Below are 21,070 nucleotides of genomic sequence, written 5' to 3' on the forward strand. Positions count from 1 at the left end.
CGGCCGATCAGGCGTTGATGACCTCGCGCAGCGAGGCTTTCTCGTCGATCGACGAGAAAGCGTCCAAACGGCCGACGTCGAACGGGCGTTGGCCGGCGGGTCCGCGCAACCGGCCGGCTGGTTCCGGTTCCACTTCACCGATCAACGCTGGGAGTGGTCGGAACAGGTGCAGCGGATGCACGGGTACGAGCCGGGCACCGTGACCCCCACCACCGAACTGGTGCTCTCGCACAAGCATCCGGACGATCGCGGGCAGGTCGCTGCCACCATCGAGCAGATCGTGAACACCCGCCAGGCGTTCAGCACGCGCCACCGGATCGTCGACACCGGCGGCAACGTGCGCCACGTCGTGGTGGTGGGTGACCGGTTCTTCGACGACGACGGCGACGTGGTCGGCACCCACGGGTTCTACATCGACGTCACACCCGCGCCGGGACAGACCAACGAGGAACTCGTCAGCGCCAGGCTCACCCAGATCAACGAGAACCGGGCCGGCATCGAACAGGCCAAGGGCATGCTGATGCTGGTTTACGGCATCAACGACACGGCCGCCTTCGAACTACTGAAATGGCTTTCCCAGGAAGCGAATATCAAACTGCGGCCGCTCGCCGAGCAGATCGCCGAAGACTTTCGCCGCGCCGGCGTGCGCCTCGAGTCCCGAGCCGAGTTCGACCATCTGCTGATGACAGCGCATCAGCGCGTCACATCATGACGACTTGCGCCGCCGGGTAGCGGCGGCCGCCACCAGCTGCGCCATGCCCTTCTCGATTCCTGCGGCGAGCGCGTCGATGTCGGGCGCGGTGTCGTAGTCGGCGGTGATGCCGAAGACGAATGTGTCCGAGTAGCTGAGCATCGCGACGCCGGTGCGCACCTGCAGGGCGATCGGCGGGATCGGCAGCAGCTCCAGCACCGGACGGCCCATCAACCGCTGCCTACTCCGTGGGCCCGGAACGTTGGTGGCCAACGCGACCACCGCCCGTTGGGGCAACCGCGAGAGCAAGCGAATGGCCCACGCGGACAGGGCAAATGGGGTGCGTTTGGCCGCGACCACCATCGCGCTGCCGCCCTCGCTCTGACCGCTGGACTTGGCGTGGGAGAGCCGGTCGTGCACCAGCTTCAGCTGCCGCACCGGGTCCGCCTCGTCGACGGGCAGTAGCGGCAGCATCGCCGAGACCCGGTTGCCTGCGACATTGAAATGGTCCACCGCGCGAACGGAGACGGGAACCAGCGTGCGCAGCGATTCGTGGCCGGGGTGTTCCCCGCGCGCGAGCAAGACCTCGCGGTAGCTGCTGGTGATCGCCGCCAGCGCAACGTCATTCAGCGTGACCCCGAACGCGCGGGCGACCTTGTGCATGTCGGCCAATCGGGCTCGGGCCGCGCTGTACCGCCGCATGGTGGTAACCGGTCCGTTCAACGACGATTCCGGGGCGGGGTGCAGCAGGCCGGCCGCCAGCTCGGCGGCTCCGATCGCCGCGTGTTCGGCCGCGGTCATCGCACCGAGAGCGCCCCGGCCGATTCCGCTCACCCAACTCAGCGGGTTGAGGCTGAGTTTGAACACCCCCTGCTCCGGGGCCGGCTTCTTGCCGGCGCCGACGTCGGAGGCGAAGGTGTCGCGGTCACCGTCGTCGCTGAACTTCGCCAACAGCTGCGTCGTCGCGATGCCGTCGGCGATGCAGTGGTGGATCTTGGTCAGCACCGCCCACCGGCCCTCGCTGAGACCCTCGATGATCCAGCACTCCCATAGCGGGCGCTCGCGGTCGAGCCGGCGCTCCATCAACGACGCGATCACCTCGAAAAGCTCGGCGTCGCCGCCGGGTTGCGGCACCGCGATGCGGTGCAGGTGACGCGCGAGGTCGAAGTGCGGGTCGTCCACCCAGTCCGGTGGCCGCAGGTCCAGCGGATGGGTCCGCAGGACCTGCCGGCAGCGCGGAATCGTCGCGACCCGTTCGGCGAACGAGGCGGCGAATTCCTGGTACGTGGGCGCGGGCCCCGCCACGATCGAGACGCCGCCCACCGCCAGGCTGACATGCGGGTCGGAGTCCTCGACCTCGAGGAAGCCGGCGTCCAGGGCGGTCAATTGCTCCACGATGCCACTTTCCGCGCCGAAAAGCGCTGCTGGCAGGGCCGTAAGTCCTCAACTACTGAGGCCAAACGGCGGCTGTGGCCCCGCGGCTTGGCGCATAGCGTGAGGAGGGTGACGGGCCAGCAATTGAGCAGCGGGCCAGATGCTTTCGCCGCCGACCCGGGCCCGATCCGCGAACGCCGCCCGACCCACCTCTGCTGCCGCACCGACGAAGCGTATTGAGGCCACCCACCGGAGGAAGAACACCATGAGCGATTTCACCTACGTCCGCTTCTTCGAAGAGATCGGCATCTCCGACGTCCCGCTGGTCGGCGGCAAGAACGCCTCGCTGGGCGAGATGTTCCAGAAGCTGACCGGACAGGGCGTTCGGGTCCCGCATGGGTTCGCGATCACCGCCGAGGCCTACCGGCACGTACTGGACAGCGCCGGCGCCTGGGACGCGTTGCACGCCGCGCTCGACGACCTGGACCCCGACGACGTCGCCGCGTTGGCGCGCAAGGGCAAGCGGGCCCGCGAAATCGTCTACGGCGCAGGGCTTCCCCCGGAACTGGCCGCCGAGATCACGGCCGCCTACCGGCAGCTTCAGGAGGAATACGGCGAAGACGTCAGCCTGGCCGTGCGCAGCTCGGCGACCGCCGAAGACCTGCCGACCGCCAGCTTCGCCGGCCAGCAGGAGACCTTCCTCAACATCAAGGGCACCGAGAGCCTGCTGGACGCCTGCCGCCGGTGTTTCGCGAGCCTGTTCACCGACCGGGCCATCCACTATCGGATCGACCAGGACTTCGACCACTTCAAGGTGGCGCTGTCGATCGGCGTCATGAAGATGGTGCGCTCCGACCTCGCCTCGTCGGGGGTGATGTTCACCCTGGACACCGAATCCGGCTTCCACGACGTCGTATTCATCACCGGCGCCTACGGGCTCGGCGAGAACGTGGTGCAGGGCGCCGTCGACCCCGACGAGTTCTACGTCCACAAGCCGACGTATCGGGCCGGCCACCGGGCGGTGCTGCGCCGGCTGATCGGGGACAAGGCCGTCAAGATGATCTACGTCGAGGGCGAGACCAAGAACACCGTCCGCAACATCCCCACCCCGAAGGCCGACCGGGCCCGGTTCTGCGTCACCGACGACGACGTGCTCGAGCTGGCCGGCTACGCCTGCGCCATCGAGGCCCACTACGGGCGGCCGATGGACATCGAATGGGCCAAGGACGGTCTCGACGGGCGGCTCTACATCGTCCAGGCGCGCCCCGAAACCGCGGCCTCGCGGCGCAGCCAGACGACGATCGAAAGCTACGTGCTCGAGGGCAAGGGCGCCGAGCGCAAGGAGGTCCTCGCCGAGGGCCGCTCGGTCGGCGAGAAGGTCGCCACGGGCATCGCTCGGCGGATGGACAACCTCGGGAAGCTGTCGGAGTTCCAGCCCGGCGACGTGCTGGTCGCCGACATCACCACGCCCGACTGGGAACCCATCATGAAGATCGCCGCGGCCATCGTGACCAACCGCGGCGGGCGCACCTGCCACGCGGCGATCATTGCCCGCGAGCTCGGCATCCCCGCGGTCGTCGGCGCGGGTGACGCCACCACGAGCGTGCCCGACGGCGAGCTCGTCACGGTGTCGTGCGTGGAGGGTGACACGGGGCGGGTCTACCGCGGCGAGTTGGGTTTTCGCGTCGAGCACACCGAGGTGTCCGACCAGGAGCGCCCGCAGACCGAGATCATGCTCAACCTCGGCAACCCGGATCTGGCGTTCAAGACGTCGTTCTTGCCGAACGACGGCGTGGGCCTGGCCCGGATGGAGTTCATCATCAACGAGTACATCCGGGTGCACCCGCTGGCCCTGCTCCACCCCGACCGGGTGGACGACGCCGAGGCCCGGCGGACCATCGAAACGCTGACGTACGCCTATTCCGACGGCGCCGATTTCTTCGTGGAGCGCCTATCGGAAGGGATCGGCACCATCGCCGCCGCCTTCTGGCCCAAGCCCGTCGTCGTGCGGATGTCGGACTTCAAGACCAACGAATACGCCAGCCTGGTCGGCGGCAGCGGCTTCGAGGCGGCCGAGAGCAACCCGATGATCGGCTTCCGCGGCGCCTCGCGCTATGCGCACCCGGCCTACGCCGAGGGTTTCGCGCTGGAGTGCCGGGCGATGAAGCGGGTGCGCGAACAGATGGGGCTGACCAACGTCGTGCTGATGGTGCCGTTCGTGCGCCGGGTGGCCGAGGCGGACCTGGTCCTGGCGGAGATGGCCAAACACGGCCTGCGCCGCGGGGAGAACGGGCTCAAGGTCTACGCGATGTGCGAGATCCCCAACAACGTCATCCTCATCGACGAGTTCGCCAAGCGCTTCGACGGGTTCTCCATCGGGTCCAACGACCTCACCCAGCTGACCCTCGGCGTCGACCGGGACAGCGAGATCGTGGCCTTCGACTACGACGAACGCGACGAGGGAGTCAAGGAGATGATCCGCCTGGCCGTTGAGGGCTGCCGCCGCAACGGGATTCACTCCGGGTTGTGCGGTCAGGCGCCGTCGGACTACCCCGATATGGCCGAGTTCCTGGTGCGCTGCGGCATCGACTCGATCAGCCTGAACCCCGACGTGGTGGTCAAGACCACCCGGCAGGTCCTGGACCTCGAGCGCGCGGTGCAACTGCCGAGCGTCACGCCAGCGTGACGGTGGAGCTCGAGCGTCACGCTGGCGTGACGCTCGAGCCGTCATCCGCGCGGCGGCTGGCGATAGAGGGCGGCGCCGGCGACGACGTCGGCCCCGGCCGCGACGAACAGGACCCGCGCGCCCGCCGGCAACCCCTCGGCCCGCTGCCCGAACGCGGCGGCCAGGGCGGTGGTGTGCATGCGTTCGCCGTCAGCGACGCCGATCTGCTCGACCGGCAAGCCCAGCCGGGCGGCAAGCGCGGTGCGGTACCCGGGCCGGGCGGGGGCGGCGACGATCGCGTCGACGTCGGACAGCAGCACCGCCTGCTCGGAAAGGCACGCCGACACCGCCCGACCGGCCGCCGCGGCCAACCGCTCGTCCATCGCCGCCGACTCCGAAAAGCGCAGGACGTTGCGGGAATCGGCGAAACCCACCGTGGCGCTGAAGGTTTCGTCGCCGATTTCACTCGGGTCGTTCACCCAGGAGACCCGGCTGAGGCCGTAGTCGTCGTCGGACCAACCGCACAGTATCGCCGCGCCGGCGGCCGAGAACGGGAAGTGCTCGCTCATGCCGTGCCCGGGGTCGGCGTCGCTGGCGACTACCAGCGCGCGCCGGATCGCGCGGCTGCGCATGAACCCGTCGACGATTTGCAGCGCGGTCAGCAGCCCGCACGTGCCGTTGGCGATGTCGAAGGAGAACGTGCCGTGGGCGCCGGCATGCGGGTCCTCCGGGTTGGCGCCGATGTCGTCCTGGATCAGCGCGGCGAGCGCCGGCTCACCGAGGTTGCGGTCGCGGTAAATGCCCGCGTTGACCACGAGGTCGAGGTCCTTAGCCTCGCATCCGGCCCGCTTCAGGCAGTCCTTGGCGGCGACGACGGCCAGGTGCAACGCGCTGTGGCGCCCCCGCAGCCGCGGATGCGAGACGTCGATCCGATCAATCACCGTGCCCATAGCGGCTCACCACATCCTCGTCCAGGGTCAACAAGACCACGCCGATTTCCAGCCCGGAGGCCAACGCCAGCAACGCGATTCGTTCCCCTGGCCTGATCCGCCCGGCCTCGAGTTCCTCGACGAGCGCCACCGTGTGCGTCGTGGAGGCGGTGTTGCCGTAGCGGTCGACGGTGATCACCGCGTCGTGGCGCGGGCTGTCGCCGAACACCTCCGACATCCTTGCCATTCCCTTGCGGATGGCGCGCGCGGACGTCTGGTGGGTGATGACGTGGTCGATGTCGTGGATCGAAAGCCCCACGGTGTCAAGCACTTCGCTCAACAGCAGCGGAGTGTCGGCGATTGCGGCCTTCTGGATGGCGCGGGAGTTGGTGAACATCCGCGCGCCCGGGTCGTCCCCCTGCGGATACGCCAGGCACAGCCGGCTGTAGTCCGCGACGGTGGTGAAGCCCGCCAGGGCGATACCGGCCGAACCGGCCGGCGCCCGCTCCAGCAGCAGCGCGGCGCCGGCGTCGCCCAGGGTCAGGCAGGCCAGCTCCTTACTCATGATGTTGCGGATGTGCCGTGCCGCATTGTTGGACAGCTGCGAGATGTACTCGCCGCTGACGACGAGCCCGCGCTCGACGACGCCCTGGCGGATCCAGTTGTTCAGAATCGTTACGCCCGTGAGCATTCCGGCGCACGCGTTGGACACGTCGAACGTCATCGCGTTCACCGCCCCGATCCCGCGCGCCACGGCGCTGCTCATGGTCGGCTCGAGCCACTGGGTCAGCCCGTCGCGGAACTTGGTGATGCTGCAACTGATCACCACGTCCAGCGCCGCCGGATCCTGCTGGGCGGTGGCCAGGCAGTTCAGCGCCGCCGAGCTGGCCAGGGTGTAGGAATCCTCGTCGCCCACCGACACCCGGCGTTCGCGGATCCCGGTCAGCCGTTCCAGGTCGATGTGGGTGCGGTGGCGCGTGGACGCCATCAGCTCGTCGGTGCTCAGGTGAGTCCCGGGCAGATGCCGGCCCGCGGCCGCGACTCGCGCGACGAAGGGGGCCGCACCGCCCTTCCCGGTTGCTTCCATCACGAGCCAGTGCCGAGTCATCGATGGCATCTCCTTGGCATGTGGGTCACCGACGCATCTCGAGGACTTCGGTCACCGGACGCCGGGCGGTGGGTTGCGGGTGTGGGTCCTTGGCCGGTGACCGGCCGACCCGGATCAGCAGCTGCGGCTGGCCGGAGCCGCCGGTGACCTGCCTGATGATGTCGCGGCTCAGCGACATTTCCGTCATGTGCGTCAGCGTGCAGGTGGCCATGCCGGCCAGGGTGCATTCGAGTAGCACCGCCGACAGCGCCTCACCGCAGCGCAGCACTTCGACCGGCGCATCGTCGTGACGGGTGGACAGGACCACGATCTTGGAGTGGTCCACCTCGATCGCGGCGCGTCGGCGGCCCCCGCCCGCCGGCGGGAACGCACGGGCGATGTCGACGCGCGCGGCCTCGGAGCTCGACAGCAGGGCGCTTTCCGGCACGCGGTCGGCGTTCGCTTCGAAGGGCGAAGTCCACCAACGTAATTCGGTCAAATAGGAGGTATCGGTTCGGCGCAGCTGCTCGGTGAGCCGCGACGCCTCGGCCAGTCTCGGCCGCTCGTCGTCGTCGACCACGTCCAGCGACACGTCGTGAGGGGTCACCGCGGCGCTCAGGGCCGAATACAGCGTGGGCCACGCGGTCGGTGCGCCCAGGGGCAGCCGGTCGGTGCGGCGGCGCAGGATCGCCTCCGCCCGCAGCCGGCATTGCGCCGTCACGTTCGCCACGGGCAGAAAGCCCACACTCGCGAGGTGATCCGGTCTGCCCTCGGTGGGAAATCGTTCGGTGACGCTTTCCCAGCCCGCGGCGGCCATGGCGACCCGTAGGTGGTCGAGAACGGCGCCACAGCTCAGGATCAGCTCCCGACCGGTGTGGTCGGTGGCCTGCATCGCGTGGTGCGGGTCGGCCCATAGGTGCAGCCTCGCGCCGTCGGCCACCCATCGCCAGGGCTGGCTGTTGTGCAGCGACGGCGCGCGGCACGCGAGCGTCACCGCGTCCCGGATGACCTGCTCGGTCGGCACTTTCGCGTCCATCGTCACCATTTCGTCGATAGGTGAGCCAAACTGTATGCCCCATGCGGCGGGTGCAGGCAGGGCCGTTGGTCCCCGACGGCCGGGACGTTGGGACCTGCGGCGGTTACGTCGCGTGCGTCCAGAGGTCGCGCGCCTCGCGAGCGACGAGGTCGGGTCTGCGGGAGGTGTCGATCCGGTGCGCACCGTTCCAGTCGGCGTGCCCGGCGGCCAGGGCGGCGGCGATCTCCGGGGTCACCTCCGAATTGCCCGCGGGCCTGGTCTTGATCCGCTCGGCCGCAACGTCGGCCGTCGCCGCGCACACGAATTCCACCAGCGCCGAATGCGTCTCGGTGGCCAGCCGGTGGGCCGACTCGCGCGTGCGCGGATCGCGCCAGGTGCCGTCGAGGATCACCGAGTGCCCCTCGCCCAGCAACTGCCGCGCGCGGCGGAGGGCAGTCTCATAGACGACCGCTACCTGGTCGGGGCTGTAGAGCCCGGCGTTCAGCACACCGGGCGCGCCGGCAATGGCCCCCGAGTCTCGAAGCTCCCGGCGCACGTCGTCGGTGGAAATAAGCTGCGCGTCAAACGATTCGGCCAGTCCGCGCGCCACGGTGGACTTCCCGGTGCCCGGGTTGCCGCCCACGAGGGCCAGGCGAACCGTGCCGGTTTGCAGGTGGGCCGTCGCGATGGCGAGGTGGCGGGCGGCGTCCTCGGCCGCCGCGGTCTTTCCCTGTGACTGTCGAACGCAATCCACCTTCGCCCTGACCACGGCGCGATACGCGATGTAGAACTCGCGCAACGACGACGGCGCCGTGTCGCCGGAATGTTGCGCGTAGCGCTCGAGGAAATGCACCGCGAGGTCTTTGCGGCCCAGGAACTCGAGATCCATTGCCAGGAAGGCCGCGTCGTCGATGCCGTCCACGTAGCGAAGTTGGTCGTCGAACTCCAGGCAGTCGAGCAGCGCCGGTTTCCCGTCCACCCAGAAGATGTCGTCGGCGAGCAGGTCGCCGTGGCCGTCCACGATGCACCCGGCCTCGACGCGGCTCTTGAACAGCGCCGCTCGACCGGTGATGAACTCGGCGGCCAGGTGCTCGATCCGCGGCACGGCTTCGGCGGAGACGCCCGGTGTCGAGGCGTCCGCATAGCGCCGGAGTTCGGAAAGGTTGTCGCGCCAGCGGCGTTCGATCGCTTCCGCCTCGCCCTGGGCGCTGATCACCGGGCCCCGCTGGGCGCGGCGGTGAAACCGGGCCAACACGCCGGCGATCGCGTCCAGCGCGTCCCGGACGGACTGGCCCGGACCGCGAAATGCCATGGCCGCCAGCCGCTCTTCGTCGCGGTAACGCCGCATGACGATGACCGGCTCGGGCGGCCCGCCGGCCGGATCGGACAGATGCGCCACCCCGAGGTAACTGTCCGGCGACAGCCGGCTGTTGAGCTCGACCTCCCGGCGGCAGGCGTGCTCGCGCTGCTGCGGCGCGCGGAAGTCGAGAAAGTCGGTCAGCACCGGCTTCTTGGCTTTGTAGGCGCGGTCGCCGGCGAGAATGACGACGCCAGTGTGGGTTTCGTGCAGATCGAGGAACGGCACGGCGGCGGCGTGGCCCTACGACGGCCGGGCCACGATGACGGGCATGCGGACCGAGTGGACGACGGCGTTGCTGACCGAACCCAGCAGCACACCCGACAGGCCGCCCCGGCCGTGGCTGCCCACGACGACGAGTTGGGCGGATTCCGACTGCTCGACGAGCTGACGCGCCGGCCGGTCGGCGACGACGACCCGGTTCACGGTGACGTCGGGATAGCGTTCCTGCCAGCCGGCCAGTTGTTCGGCCAGGCTCCGCTCGGCCTCGCCCTTCACCGCCGACCAGTCAACCCCGGGGAGTTCGAAGACGTCGACGTCGCTCCACGCGTGCAGCGCGGTCAACTCGACGCCCCTGCGCGACGCTTCGTCGAACGCGACGCCCACCGCCACCTCCGAGGCCGGGGACCCGTCGATGCCGACGAGCACCGGGGCTTGCTGGGGATGCTCCATGAGCGGGTCCTCGTCGCGGATGATGGCGACCGGGGAGCGTGCGCCGCGGACCACGCTGCTGCTCACCGACCCCAGCAGCAGCCTGCCCAGCGCCCCGCGCCCGTTGCTGCCGACGACGACCATCTCGGCCTCTTTGGACATCTCGACCAGGGTCGGCACCGGGGGTGCACACCGGAGCTCGCTGCGGACGTCGACCTTGCGGTCCGTCGTGACCGCCTCTTCGGCGATCTTGACCGCCTCTTCGAGGACCTGCCGGCCCTGCTCTTCCTGCCACACCGCCACGCCCGTCGACAGCGGAAGGGCCGGATACATCGGCACGGCGGCGTTCACCACGTGGACCACGGTCAGCGGTACGTGTCGCATCGCCGCGTCACGCGCCGCCCAACACACGGCGGCGTTCGAGGCCGGCGATCCGTCGATTCCGACGACGATGCCGTGCCGGTTGGCTAGTGCGGACATGGTGTTCTCCCTCTCCTCCCCCAAAACGCTATGGCGCGAACGCCCGTCGATCATGAGGCTTTAGTCCCCAACCGCATGGCCATGAGGCCTCCGTGGGGCGGTGGGCCTTGACGGGTGCCGGGCACTGGAACATCGTCAGAGAAATGACCGAATGGCCGGTGAGCGTCGACAGGCGATACCACGACGCGGTGATCCTGGGCCTCGACTGTTTGGTGGCGCAGCCGGCGACGGGCCCCGTCGAGGCGCGCGACTCGACCGCCGCCTTTCTGCGGCGGCTGCGCGAGGTCGGCGTCGCCACCGCCGTCTATTCCGCGAGCGGGGACTGCGCGCACCTGTTGCGGGAGGCGGGAATTGACTACCTCGTCGACGTCGCCGTCGGCTCGGCGGACGGCGCGGAGCGGCCCGATGTGGTGATGTCGGCGGCGCGCCTGGGCGTGCGTCCGGTGCGCTGCGTCCTCATCGACACCGGCGAGGCGGGGCTGACCGCGGGGCGGGACGGCGGCTTCGGCCTCGTCATCGGCCTGGAGCGCAACGGCGGGGCCGACGGGATGCTGGCCTACGGCGCGGACAGAATCGTCGCCGACCTTCCGGAGATCTCGGTGCGGCGCGGGGGCGCCCCGCTGTCGACCATCGCCGACGCGATGGGTGTCTACGGCCAGCTCAAGGAGCTGGTGGCGAGCCGACGACCCGCGGTGTTCCTCGACTTCGACGGCACACTGTCCGAGATCGTCGCCCAGCCGGAATCCGCCACCCTGGTGGACGGCGCGCTCGAAGCGCTGCGCGCGCTGGCCGCGGAATGCCCCGTCGCGGTGATTAGCGGCCGCGATCTGGCCGATCTTCGCGACCGCGTGCGGCTCGACGGGCTCTGGTACGCGGGCAGCCACGGCTTCGAACTCATCGCACCCGACGGGACCCACCACGACAACGCCGCCGCCATCGATGCCACCGACGCACTGACCCGGGCGGCCGGCGAGCTGGCCGAGCTGCTCGGCGATGTGCCCGGGGTTCGGGTGGAGCACAAGCGGTTTGCCGTCGCGGTCCACTATCGCAACGCGGACCCAGAACACGTCGACCGGGTCGTGGCGACGGCACGCAAAGTCGGGCGGTCCCAATGCCTGCGGGTCACGGCGGGCCGCAGAGTCATCGAGCTTCGACCGAGCATCGAGTGGGACAAGGGCAGGACGCTCAACTGGATCCTGGAGACGATCGAGCAAACGGGCGGCGACGCCGTGTTGCCGATCTACGTCGGCGACGACCTCACCGACGAAGACGCGTTCGACGCGGTCCAATTCGACGGCGTGGGAATTGCGCTGCGGCACACCGAGGACGGCGATCGTCCCTCCGCCGCCCTGCTCAGCCTGGCGGATCCGTCCGCGGTGTGCGATTTCGTCCGGCGGCTGGCCGACGATCTGCACGAGGCGGCGTGCGCGCCCAACGATCCGTGGGAACTGGTGTACGAGGGCTACGACCCGAAGTACGAACGGCTGCGTGAAACGCTGTGCACCGTGGGCAACGGCTACGCCGCCACCCGCGGCTGCGCCCCCGAGACGACGGCGGGCGAGGCGCACTACCCCGGCACCTACGCGGCCGGCATCTACAACACGCTGACCGATCGGATCGCCGGGCGGACCGTGCAGAACGAAAGCCTGGTCAACCTGCCCAACTGGCTGTCGCTGACCTTCCGGATCAACGGCGGCGCCTGGTTCGACATCGACGACGTCGAATTGCTGTTCTATCGGCAAACTTTCGACCTGCGGCACGCCACCTTGACCCGCACCCTGCGATTCTCCGACGCCGCGGGCCAGATCACGACCCTCACGCAGCAACGGTTCGCGTCGATGCGCCAGCCGCACGTCTTCGCGATGCAAACCACGATCGGTGCCCAGAACTGGTCGGGCACAGTCGAATTCCGGTCGCTGGTCGACGGCGGCGTGCGCAACACGATGGTGGAGCGCTACCAGTCGCTGTCCAGCACCCACCTCGCAGCACCGGGGATCGACGAGTACGGGGCCGAGTCGGTGATCCTGCGCACCGAGACGTCGCAGTCACGCATCGCCATCGCGGTGGCCGCCCGCAGCACCGTGTGGTGTGACGACGAACGGGCCGTCGCGCGTTACCAATTCGTGCGAGAGCCCGACCGCGGCGGCCACGACATCGAGGTGGCGCTGGTCGCCGGGCAATCGGTCACCTGCGAGAAGGTCGCCACCATCTTCACCGGCAGGGACAGCGCGATCTCGGAGCCGGCGAGCGCAGCCCAGCAGCACCTCGACGCCGCCGGCCGGTACGCCGAGCTGCATCGACAGCATGCCCGCGCCTGGGACCTGTTGTGGGAGCAATGCGCCATCGGCCTGACCGACGGCCCGGACGCGCTGCGCATCCTGCGGTTGCACTTGGTGCACCTGCTGCAGACGCTCTCCCCGCACACCGCCGAACTCGACGCCGGCGTCCCCGCCCGGGGCCTGCACGGCGAGGCCTACCGCGGACACGTCTTCTGGGACTCGCTGTTCGTCTCACCGGTGCTGTCCGTGCGGATGCCCAATGTGGCGCGCTCGCTGCTGCTTTACCGTTATCGGCGGCTACCCGAGGCCCGTCGCGCGGCGCGCAGGGCCGGCTATCTCGGCGCCATGTATCCCTGGCAGTCGGGCAGCGACGGAACCGAGGTGAGCCAGGAACTGCACCTCAATCCGAAGTCCGGCCGGTGGAATCCCGACGCCAGCGCCCGCGCCCATCACGTCGGCCTGGCCATCGCCTACAACGCGTGGCAGCACTACCAGGTCACCGGCGACAGGCAGTTCCTGGTCGACTACGGCGCCGAGATGCTCGTCGAGATCGCGCGATTCTGGGTGGGGCTGGCCAGCTTTGACGAAGCCCGGGGCCGCTACACGATCACGGGCATCATCGGCCCGGACGAGTTCCATTCGGGCTACCCCGGCAAGGAATACGACGGGATAGACAACAACGCCTACACCAATGTCATGGCGGTCTGGACCATCCTGCGGGCGATGGATGCGTTGGACCTGCTTCCGCTGCGCGACCGCCTCGACCTCGTCGGAAAGATCGATCTCAAGAGCGAGGAGCTGCGCCGGTGGGATCACGTGACGCGGCGCATGTTCGTGCCCTTCCACGACAACGTGATCAGCCAGTTCGAGGGCTATGCCCAACTGGCGGAGTTGGATTGGGACGAATACCGGCGGCGGTACGGGAACATCCAGCGGCTCGACCGCATCCTGGAGGCCGAGAACGACAGCGTGAACAATTACCGGGCGTCCAAGCAGGCCGACGTGCTGATGCTGTTCTACTTGCTGTCCTCGGACGAGTTGCTGGCCGTGTTCGGCCGGCTCGGCTACCGCTTCGCGCCCGAGCGCATCCCGGAGACCGTGGACTATTACCTGGCGCGCACTTCGGAGGGATCGACGCTGAGCGCGCTCGTCCACTCCTGGGTGCTCACCCGCGCCAACCGGCATCACGCCATGAAGTACTTCGTGCAGGTCCTCGCCTCCGACATCGTCGACATCCAGGGCGGCACCACCGCCGAAGGCATCCACTTGGCCGCGATGGCCGGCAGCATCGACCTGCTGCAGCGGTGTTTCACCGGACTGGAAACCCGTGACGATCGGCTGATCCTGAGCCCGCAATGGCCAAAAGGGTTGGATCCCATCGAGTTCCCGTTCGTGTATCGCGGCCAGCGCCTGCACCTTCGGGTCAGCGGGCGGGCGGCCGAGCTGACCTCCGAGGCGGGGAACAGCGCGTCGATCGTGGTGGAGTGCCGCGGCCGGGTGCAGGACCTGCTGCCCGGGCGCGCGGTCGAGGTCGCCTGAGCTCAGGTGACCAACGCTAGCCAACCGGGGTCCAAGGGCCCTGCTTCAGCCGGCCGTGTCCCCATAGCGTTGACCGGTGAGGGGCCCGGTGCCCGGTGGGCGGTAAGCAGGAGGACGCGATGGACAATCCGCAGGCGTCGCAGCGGATCGTGGTGGGTATCGACGGCTCGGAAGCCGCGATCAAAGCGGCCAAGTGGGCCGCCGCCGAGGCCGTCAGCCGCAACATCCCGCTTCGGCTCATCCATGCCATCCCCCACCGGGATGGCGACGATGACAGCCTGGACATCGAATACGCCCAGGCGTCGTTGCGCGCCGCCGATGCGGCGGTTCGGGCAACGGGCGAGCGGGTCGACGTCGAATCCGACATCGTGCGCGGCTCATCCGAGGCGGTATTGATCGACGAATCGCAAAACGCCGCAATGGTTTGCCTCGGGTCGGTGGGGATGGGCTGGGTGGCACGCAAGGTGCTCGGCTCGACCGCCGACACCGTGGCGCACAATGCGCACTGCCCGGTGGCGATCATTCGCAGCGGCCGCGCCGCCGCGCAGCCGGATGGCGGGTACGTCGCCGTCGCGGTCGAGGAATCGCCGGCCAACGATGCGGTGCTCGAGCACGGCTTCCGCGAGGCGCGCCTTCGTGGCGCGTCCATCCTGGCGATGGGGGTCTGGCGATGGGGCCTCGGGGAGATCCCGTACGGCCAGCTGAACCATCGACTCGGCCCATGGGCGTCGCGGCATGGCGAGGTGCACGTTCAGCCCGTCTCGGCGCGGCGCGGGGCCGCCGAATTTCTCTCGCGCACACTGGAACCCGTGCAACTGGCGGTGGTGGGCACCGAGGACGCGGACAAGGTCGCCCGCATGATCGGGCCGGTTACCACGCACTCGGGCGGCCGCCCGGGGTGTTCCGTGCTCGTCGTGCGCGACTGACGGCGGACTACCCGGCCGCCCACTGGGTGGCGCGGTCAAGGTCGTCGAGTGAGAACACCGCGAACTCGCCGGGCACCATCCACGCCACGGCGTGCAGGACGTGGGCGACCCAGTCCTTGTCGGAGACCACGGCGATCCGTTTGAACGCCGAATGGTGCGGCAGGACGGTGCCGAGGCCCAGCTTGAGATCCTCGAGGAATCCACCCGGGCCGAATCCCTCGTAATCGGGCGCGATCACCTCGACGATCCGGACCTCGCCCGTCTCTAGCACCCGCTCGATCTCGGGCTTGAAGTCACGCAGCTCGTCGCCGCGCAGCCGCCCCGAGACGCGGATGCCGATCACCTTCTCCGGCATGTCCGGCAGCAATTCGATCAATTGATTAGCCTCCTTCTTCTCAACGGACAACCACCACGGGCACGCGGGCCGACTGCGCCACCGCCGAACTCACCGAGCCGAGCAGCATCCCGGGGAATCCGCCGCGGCCGCGGCTGCCGACCACCACCAGCTGAGCGCGTTCGGATTCCTTCAGCAACCATTCGGAGGGCTTGTCGCAGAACAGTTTCCGTTCGACGTGCACCTCGGGATGGCGCTCCTGCCAGCCGGCCAGGCGTTCGGCGAGGATCTCTTGCGCCTCCTTCTCGCGGTCGTGCCAGTCCATGCCCAGGATGGGGAACACCCCCACATCGCTCCACACGTGCAGCGCCACCAACCCCACTCCCCGCCGCGACGCCTCGTCGAACGCCAGGGCGGTCGCCGCTTCGGACGCGGGCGATCCGTCGATGCCCAGCACCACGGGCGCACCGGCGTCCGGGGTCACCTCGGAGTGGATCACCGCGACCGGGCAGTGCGCGTGGTGCACGATCCCAGTGGCCACCGAGCCCAACAGCAGGCGGCCCACGGCGCCCAGCCCCTGGCTGCCGGTGACGAGCATCCACGCGTCCCTGGAGGCCTCGATCAACGCCGGGACGATGGCCGAATACACCGTCTCGGTGCGTATTTCGGGGAGTTTGGCGTCGCCGACGCTGGCGCTCAGCGTCTTTCGGGCCTGGCCCATGACGTGCTCGGCGCCCTCGCGCTGCCAGTCGGGCATGTCGGCATACAGCTGGCCCACCGGCCAGCCGACCACGACGGGCGGCACGGCGTGCATGAGGGTGATCGGCAGGTCGTGCATGATCGCCTCACGCGTTGCCCACGCGACGGCGGCATCGGATGCGGCCGAGCCGTCGACACACACCAGCACTCCGAACTTCTTGGGGCTGTTGGTCATTGTTCGCTCCTCTACGCTGACGCCTCGTCGGATCCGGGTAGCTCGATCTCCAGGTGGCGAATCGCCCCGTAATCGACCGGCCTGCACCGCCAGCCGAGATCGAAGAAGACCGTGAGCATCAGGTGGTTCTCGCCGAGGACGTCCGCGACGAAGCGTTCGACGCCGTGGGCTCGGGCGATGGGGGCCAGGTGCTTGAGCAGGGCGGTGCCCACCCCCACCGAATGGTCTTCGTGGGCAACCACGATTGCGACCTCGGCGGCCGTCGGGTCGTCGACAACCACGCAGTGGGCCACGCCGATCAGCCGGTCGGCGTCGAAGGCTCCGAGCGCGTACAGCCCGTCCGCGGGCTCGGTCAGCCGGGCAACCAGGTCGTGCAGCGGCGAGAGCTGCATGGTGAAGAAGCGGAAATACCGGTCATGGTCGGACAGGTGCTGATGGAGCGCCAGCACGGCGTCGGCGTCGGCGACCGTGAGCGGGCGCAACGCCACCGAGCGTCCGTCGAGCAGCCGAGCCGTACCGGCGACGTCCACCGTGCGATCACCCACGCTGCTCGACGTTATTGCGGGGCGACGCGATCGGGCCAGGGCCGTTAGGCCCCTTGGCCGCCCCCATTGGTCCCGCTGCGTGGGGCCGCTACTGGTCGATGAGCGGGGCGACCCAGTGCACCCGGGTGCCGCCCTCGGGCGGACCGGTGATCTCGCACGCGCCGCCCAGTTGTTCGGCGCGGCGCGTCATGTTGCCCAGGCCGCTGCTGCGCGTGTTGTCCGCCGGTATGCCGGAGCCGTTGTCGACGATGTCCAGGACGAACATGTCCGCGACGCTGATCTCGACGGTCAGCCGCGACGCGCCGGAATGCCGCAGGGCGTTGCTGACGGCCTCCGTGGTCACCGCCTCGGCGTGGTCGGCGAGCTCGCCGCCGACGGCGGTCATCGGCCCATGCATGCGGACGGTGGTCACGACGTCACGGCTCTCGGTCAGGTCGGCGACCACGTGCTGGATCCGATGCCGGAAGTCGGCGTTCTTACCCGGCGGGGATTTCAGCTGGAAGATCGTCGTGCGGATCTCCTCGATGATGGTCTGCAGGTCGTCGAGCGTGCGGTTGAGCCGGTCGGCGACCTCCGGGGAGCGCGCCCGCGCGAGCGTCCCCTGCAAATCCATGCCGGCGGCGAAAAGCCGCTGGATGACGTGGTCGTGCAGGTCGTGCGCGATGCGTTCCCGCTCGGCCAGGATGGTCACCTGGCGCGCGTCGTCGCGGGCCGACGCGAGCACCAGCGCGATCGCGGCGTGCGTCGCGAAGTCGCTGACCAGGTCGAGGTAGCTCTCGTCGAAGGGCGGCTGGTCGGCGCCGCGGGCGATGGCGATCACGCCGACGACCTCGTCGCGGGCGCGCAGCGGCATCAGGATGGCCGGGCGCTGCCCCACGTCGGTGAACGCCTGGATCGGATACTGCAGGGTCTCGGTGATCAGCGGTTCGCCGGAGCGGAAGACGGTGCCGCTGGTGGAAGCGTCCACGGGCACCCGCTGTCCCACCACCTCGGCGGCGTGCACGCCGACCGCCGCCGAGACCACCAGCGTGTCGACCTCGTCGTCGGGCAGGTCGGGATCGGCCGGCACCAGGACGATGGCCTGCTCGGCGCCGGTCAGGACGCGGGCGCGTTCGGCGATCAGCTGCAACGGCCGCCTATGCGGCTCGGCGTTTGACAGCAGCGCGGTGGTGATTTCGCGGCTGGCCTCCATCCACGTCACGGCCGTCCGCTCGCGTTCAAACATCTGGGCGTTGTCGATGGCGACCGCGGCGGCGAACGCCAGCGCGCGGGCGGCGACCTCGTCGGACTCGGAGAACAACCGCTCCGGGTCGACGTGGGTGAGATAGAGGTTGCCGAACACGGTGTCTCGGATGGTGATCGGCACCGCGAGAAAGGCCCGCATGGGCGGGTGGTGCTCGGGGAAGCCGACGGCGGCCGGATGGGCGGTCATATCGTCCATCCGCAGGGCCGGCGTGTCCAGCATCGACAAACTCAGCAGGCCCTTGCCCACCGGCAGGTGCCCGATGCGCGACACCGTCTCGGCGTCCATTCCCTCGTGGACGAACGACAGCAGGTTGCCCTCGGGGTCGCGGATGGCCAGCGCGCCGTAGGGGGCGGAGGTCAACTTCCTGGCCGCCATGATGATCCGGTGCAGCGTCGCGTCCAGGTCGAGGCCCGCGCCGATCTCGACGATCACCCGCAGCAACTGCTCCATCTGGTCGCGGGCGGCCAGCATCTCGTCGAGCTGCTGGTGCATCCTGCCGACCAAACCGCGCTGGCCGAGTCCGGCGAATGCCGAGCCGCTATCGTCGCTCGTCATTCCGAAGACCTCCGCGACACTTTTGCTCAATGTCAGATGGCAGGATCAGCGTAGTCGCAATCTGTCAAGCACCAAAGCGAATGATTGCCGACGCCGGCAGGACTCATAGCTAATCGCGCGGCGGGGCCGTCGGGGGCTGCGGGTGGCCGGCCTGCTGATCCAGCTTCGACGCGAACACCGCCGCCTGGGTTCGGCGCTCCATACCGAGCTTGGCCAGCAGCCGCGACACGTAATTCTTGACCGTTTTCTCGGCGAGGAACATCCGGGCGGCAATCTGCCGGTTGGTCAGGCCCTCGCTGAGCAGCCCAAGCAGCGTCCGCTCCTGTTCGGTGAGGCCGGACAGCGGGTCTTCGCGTTCGGCCGCCCCGCGCAGCTTCGCCATCAGCGCGGCCGCGGCCCGGTTGTCCAGCAGGGACTTCCCGGCGCCCACCTCCTTGATGGCGTGGGCCAGCTCCATGCCCTTGATGTCCTTGACCACGTAGCCGCTGGCGCCGGCCAGAATGGCCTCCAGCATCGCCTCGTCGGAGGTGAACGACGTGAGCATCAGGCAGCGCAGGTCGGGGTGATCGGACACCAGGTCCCGGCACAGCTCGATGCCGTTGCCGTCCGGAAGCCGCACGTCGAGGACCGCGACGTCGGGTTGCAGGGCCGGGATCCGGGCCTTCGCCTCGGACACGGAGCCCGCCTCGCCGACGATCTCCAATTCGGGGTCCGATGCGAGCAGGTCGGCGAGGCCGCGCCGGACGACTTCATGGTCGTCGACGAGGAAAACCTTGACCATCTACGAAATCCTCCTGCCGGTCGCGCCTCGGCCCAATATCCCACACGTGGCAGTCACATATGTTGCCGATTCACGACCAGCAGCGAACAGTTGGCGTCCTGCATCACCGAGCTGCCGGTCGGTCCGACCAACTCGGCCACGCGCTGGCGATTGCCGGCGCCGACGATCACCAGGCCCACCGGCGCGCGCAGGCCGGCCAGGTACTCCAGCAGCCCGGCGTGCACCGCCACCGATTCCACCCGCAGCTCCGGATGGCGCCGCTTCCACCGGGCCAGCCGGCGATCGAGGTCGGCGAGAGCGCGGCGGTCGGCCTCGCTGACCCCCGCGCCGTGCTCGGTCGGGGGTGTTCGCCGCGCGATGACCGCATGCAACGGGGCGCCCCGGATCAGGGCCTCGTCGATGGCGGCGCTCAGCAGGGCGTCGGGGGCCCCGTCGATCTCCACGACCGCCTTTTCCCCTGGCCGCCGGGAGTGATCGTCGCGGCCGCGGACGATCGCCACCGGGCAGTGGGCCGAGGTGGCCAGCGCCGCGGCGGTGGAGCCGACGCGTCCCGGCTGGAAGTGGCGCAGCCCGACGGCCCCCACGCAGACCATGGCCGCCGACGCCGACGAGCGGATCAGCGACCCGATCGCGGGTCCCTGGACGATCCCGCTCTCGATGTGCACCGGCTTGCCGGCGGCGTGAATGGCCGTAACCGCCTGGCGGACCGCCGTCTCCGCGGTGTACCGGCTGTCGCCCGGATCGGCCGCGTAGAGGAGGCGCAGCGGAACGTCACGATTCACCGCCTCGTCGACCGCCCACAGCGCCGCGCGGATCGCCCCTTTGGAACCATCGATGCCGGCGATGATCGACTTGGTGCTGGCTGGCTCGGTCATCGGTCTCAGTGGCGCACCACGAGCACCGAGCAGTCGGGGTAGCCCACAATCGGATGGCAATTCGGGGTGGCCAGCCCGAACATCTCGTCGGCGTCGGCGCTGCCCACAACCGCCAATTCGATTGCGCTAGAAGATGTTCCGCTGGATTTCAGGCCCGTCCCCGCGGCGACGGTCTGGACGTGGACGTCCGGGTAACGGCGGACCCAGCTGTTCAGGCGCCGATCGATCTGCCGCACGATGGCGTGGCGGCGCCGCCCTTCCTCCATGGCGTGGTGCACCACCTCGTCGTTGTCGGGCTCGTCGTTGAGCACGACGGCGATCACACCGAGCTCCGTCGGCGACCCGTCGGGATTGGTGCGGATGACGGCGACCGGGCAGTGCGCGTGCGCCACCAGGCCGGCGGCGGTCGGGCCCAGCAACCCGTCGGAGGCCCATCCCCGCCTCGCCGTGCCGACGCAGACCAGGGCGGCGTCCTCAGACTGGCCGACCAGCACCTGCGCGGGATCCCCGGACAGGATCACCGCGTCGACCTCGACGGGCTTCTCGGCGCGCTGCAGGGCGCACTCGGCTTGCGACAGCGCCATTTCGGCGCGCTCCAGCTCCCATTCGGAACCGGGTGCCGTCCCGGCCGAGACTCCTCCTCGGCCGGCGATGACGTAGACAAGGCGAAGCGGCAGCTGGCGGCTCACCGCCTCGTCGACCGCCCATTTGGCGGCGTTCACCGCGGCTTGTGAGCCGTTGATGCCCACGACCACCGACTTCGCGTCCAGCTCCGTCATGTCGGCTCCTGACTCATACCCATCGCTA

Annotated in this window: 16 protein-coding genes and 1 pseudogene; 4 read left to right on the plus strand and 13 right to left on the minus strand. The window is 69.3% G+C overall.

Features of this window, described 5'->3' with window-relative positions; translation table 11 throughout:
- Positions 1-88: 88 nt before the first annotated feature.
- A complete protein-coding gene (locus tag A5730_RS07130) occupies positions 89-712 on the plus strand; it encodes a PAS and ANTAR domain-containing protein (RefSeq protein WP_067897540.1) in 624 nt (207 codons plus the stop codon).
- Here the strand turns inward: A5730_RS07130 and A5730_RS07135 are convergent.
- On the minus strand, positions 707-2,086 hold the full coding sequence (locus A5730_RS07135) for a wax ester/triacylglycerol synthase family O-acyltransferase (RefSeq protein WP_067897543.1): 1,380 nt from the start codon (positions 2,084-2,086) through the stop codon (positions 707-709). The genes A5730_RS07130 and A5730_RS07135 overlap by 6 nt on opposite strands.
- A 244-nt stretch (positions 2,087-2,330) precedes the next feature.
- Here A5730_RS07135 and ppsA point away from each other — a divergent pair, with 244 nt between their 5' ends.
- Positions 2,331-4,751 (plus strand): phosphoenolpyruvate synthase, encoded by a 2,421-nt coding sequence (ppsA, locus tag A5730_RS07140; protein WP_067897546.1) that lies wholly within the window; start codon positions 2,331-2,333, stop codon positions 4,749-4,751.
- Positions 4,752-4,792: 41 nt separating this feature from the next.
- Here the strand turns inward: ppsA and A5730_RS07145 are convergent, their stop codons facing one another.
- The 5 genes from A5730_RS07145 to A5730_RS07165 all read right to left on the minus strand — a co-directional run bounded on the left by A5730_RS07145 (position 4,793) and on the right by A5730_RS07165 (position 10,249).
- On the minus strand, positions 4,793-5,680 hold the full coding sequence (locus A5730_RS07145) for a 3-oxoacyl-ACP synthase (protein WP_067897549.1): 888 nt from the start codon (positions 5,678-5,680) through the stop codon (positions 4,793-4,795).
- Complete coding sequence (locus A5730_RS07150; protein WP_067897552.1) at positions 5,664-6,767, minus strand: 3-oxoacyl-ACP synthase III family protein; 1,104 nt, start codon at positions 6,765-6,767, stop codon at positions 5,664-5,666. Before A5730_RS07150 ends, A5730_RS07145 begins: the two co-directional genes overlap by 17 nt.
- Before the next feature lie 25 nt (positions 6,768-6,792).
- Positions 6,793-7,791 carry an NAD(P)H nitroreductase gene (locus tag A5730_RS07155; protein ID WP_082946735.1) on the minus strand — a complete coding sequence of 333 codons (999 nt, stop codon included), beginning with the start codon at positions 7,789-7,791 and terminating at the stop codon, positions 6,793-6,795.
- A 94-nt stretch (positions 7,792-7,885) separates the two neighbouring features.
- Positions 7,886-9,346 (minus strand): bifunctional aminoglycoside phosphotransferase/ATP-binding protein, encoded by a 1,461-nt coding sequence (locus A5730_RS07160; RefSeq protein WP_067897555.1) that lies wholly within the window; start codon positions 9,344-9,346, stop codon positions 7,886-7,888.
- Positions 9,347-9,361: 15 nt separating this feature from the next.
- The gene (locus A5730_RS07165; RefSeq protein WP_067897558.1) at positions 9,362-10,249 is read right to left on the minus strand and encodes a universal stress protein; all 888 of its coding nucleotides are present in this window, start codon (positions 10,247-10,249) and stop codon (positions 9,362-9,364) included.
- A gap of 143 nt (positions 10,250-10,392) precedes the next feature.
- On the opposite strand from A5730_RS07165, the gene otsB reads away from it, so the two are divergent.
- Both otsB and A5730_RS07175 read left to right on the plus strand, forming a co-directional pair.
- The gene (gene otsB / locus A5730_RS07170; protein ID WP_067897561.1) at positions 10,393-14,067 is read left to right on the plus strand and encodes a trehalose-phosphatase; all 3,675 of its coding nucleotides are present in this window, start codon (positions 10,393-10,395) and stop codon (positions 14,065-14,067) included.
- Positions 14,068-14,186: 119 nt separating this feature from the next.
- Complete coding sequence (locus tag A5730_RS07175; RefSeq protein WP_067897759.1) at positions 14,187-14,993, plus strand: universal stress protein; 807 nt, start codon at positions 14,187-14,189, stop codon at positions 14,991-14,993.
- 7 nt (positions 14,994-15,000) lie between these two features.
- Here A5730_RS07175 and A5730_RS07180 read toward each other — a convergent pair whose 3' ends face one another.
- From A5730_RS07180 to A5730_RS07210, 7 genes and pseudogenes are all read right to left on the minus strand, one after another.
- Positions 15,001-15,369, minus strand: a complete 369-nt coding sequence (locus A5730_RS07180) for an STAS/SEC14 domain-containing protein (RefSeq protein ID WP_067897762.1) — start codon at positions 15,367-15,369, stop codon at positions 15,001-15,003.
- 19 nt (positions 15,370-15,388) lie between these two features.
- On the minus strand, positions 15,389-16,261 hold the full coding sequence (locus A5730_RS07185; RefSeq protein WP_067897564.1) for a universal stress protein: 873 nt from the start codon (positions 16,259-16,261) through the stop codon (positions 15,389-15,391).
- An 11-nt stretch (positions 16,262-16,272) separates the two neighbouring features.
- On the minus strand, positions 16,273-16,806 hold the full coding sequence (locus A5730_RS07190) for a GNAT family N-acetyltransferase (RefSeq protein WP_197506193.1): 534 nt from the start codon (positions 16,804-16,806) through the stop codon (positions 16,273-16,275).
- Positions 16,807-16,894: 88 nt separating this feature from the next.
- Positions 16,895-18,544: a GAF domain-containing protein gene (locus A5730_RS07195; protein ID WP_197506203.1), complete on the minus strand. Its 1,650-nt coding sequence runs from the start codon at positions 18,542-18,544 to the stop codon at positions 16,895-16,897.
- Positions 18,545-18,729: 185 nt separating this feature from the next.
- Positions 18,730-19,388, minus strand: a pseudogene (locus A5730_RS07200) (response regulator); the annotation flags it as partial.
- Between the two features lie 53 nt (positions 19,389-19,441).
- A complete protein-coding gene (locus A5730_RS07205) occupies positions 19,442-20,263 on the minus strand; it encodes a universal stress protein (RefSeq protein WP_067897575.1) in 822 nt (273 codons plus the stop codon).
- A 5-nt stretch (positions 20,264-20,268) separates the two neighbouring features.
- Entirely contained in the window at positions 20,269-21,042 is a 774-nt protein-coding gene (locus A5730_RS07210) for a universal stress protein (protein ID WP_067897579.1), read from the minus strand.
- Positions 21,043-21,070 lie beyond the last annotated feature (28 nt).

This window comes from Mycobacterium sp. ACS4054, assembly GCF_001667275.1.
In the GTDB taxonomy this organism is placed as follows: Bacteria; Actinomycetota; Actinomycetes; order Mycobacteriales; family Mycobacteriaceae; genus Mycobacterium.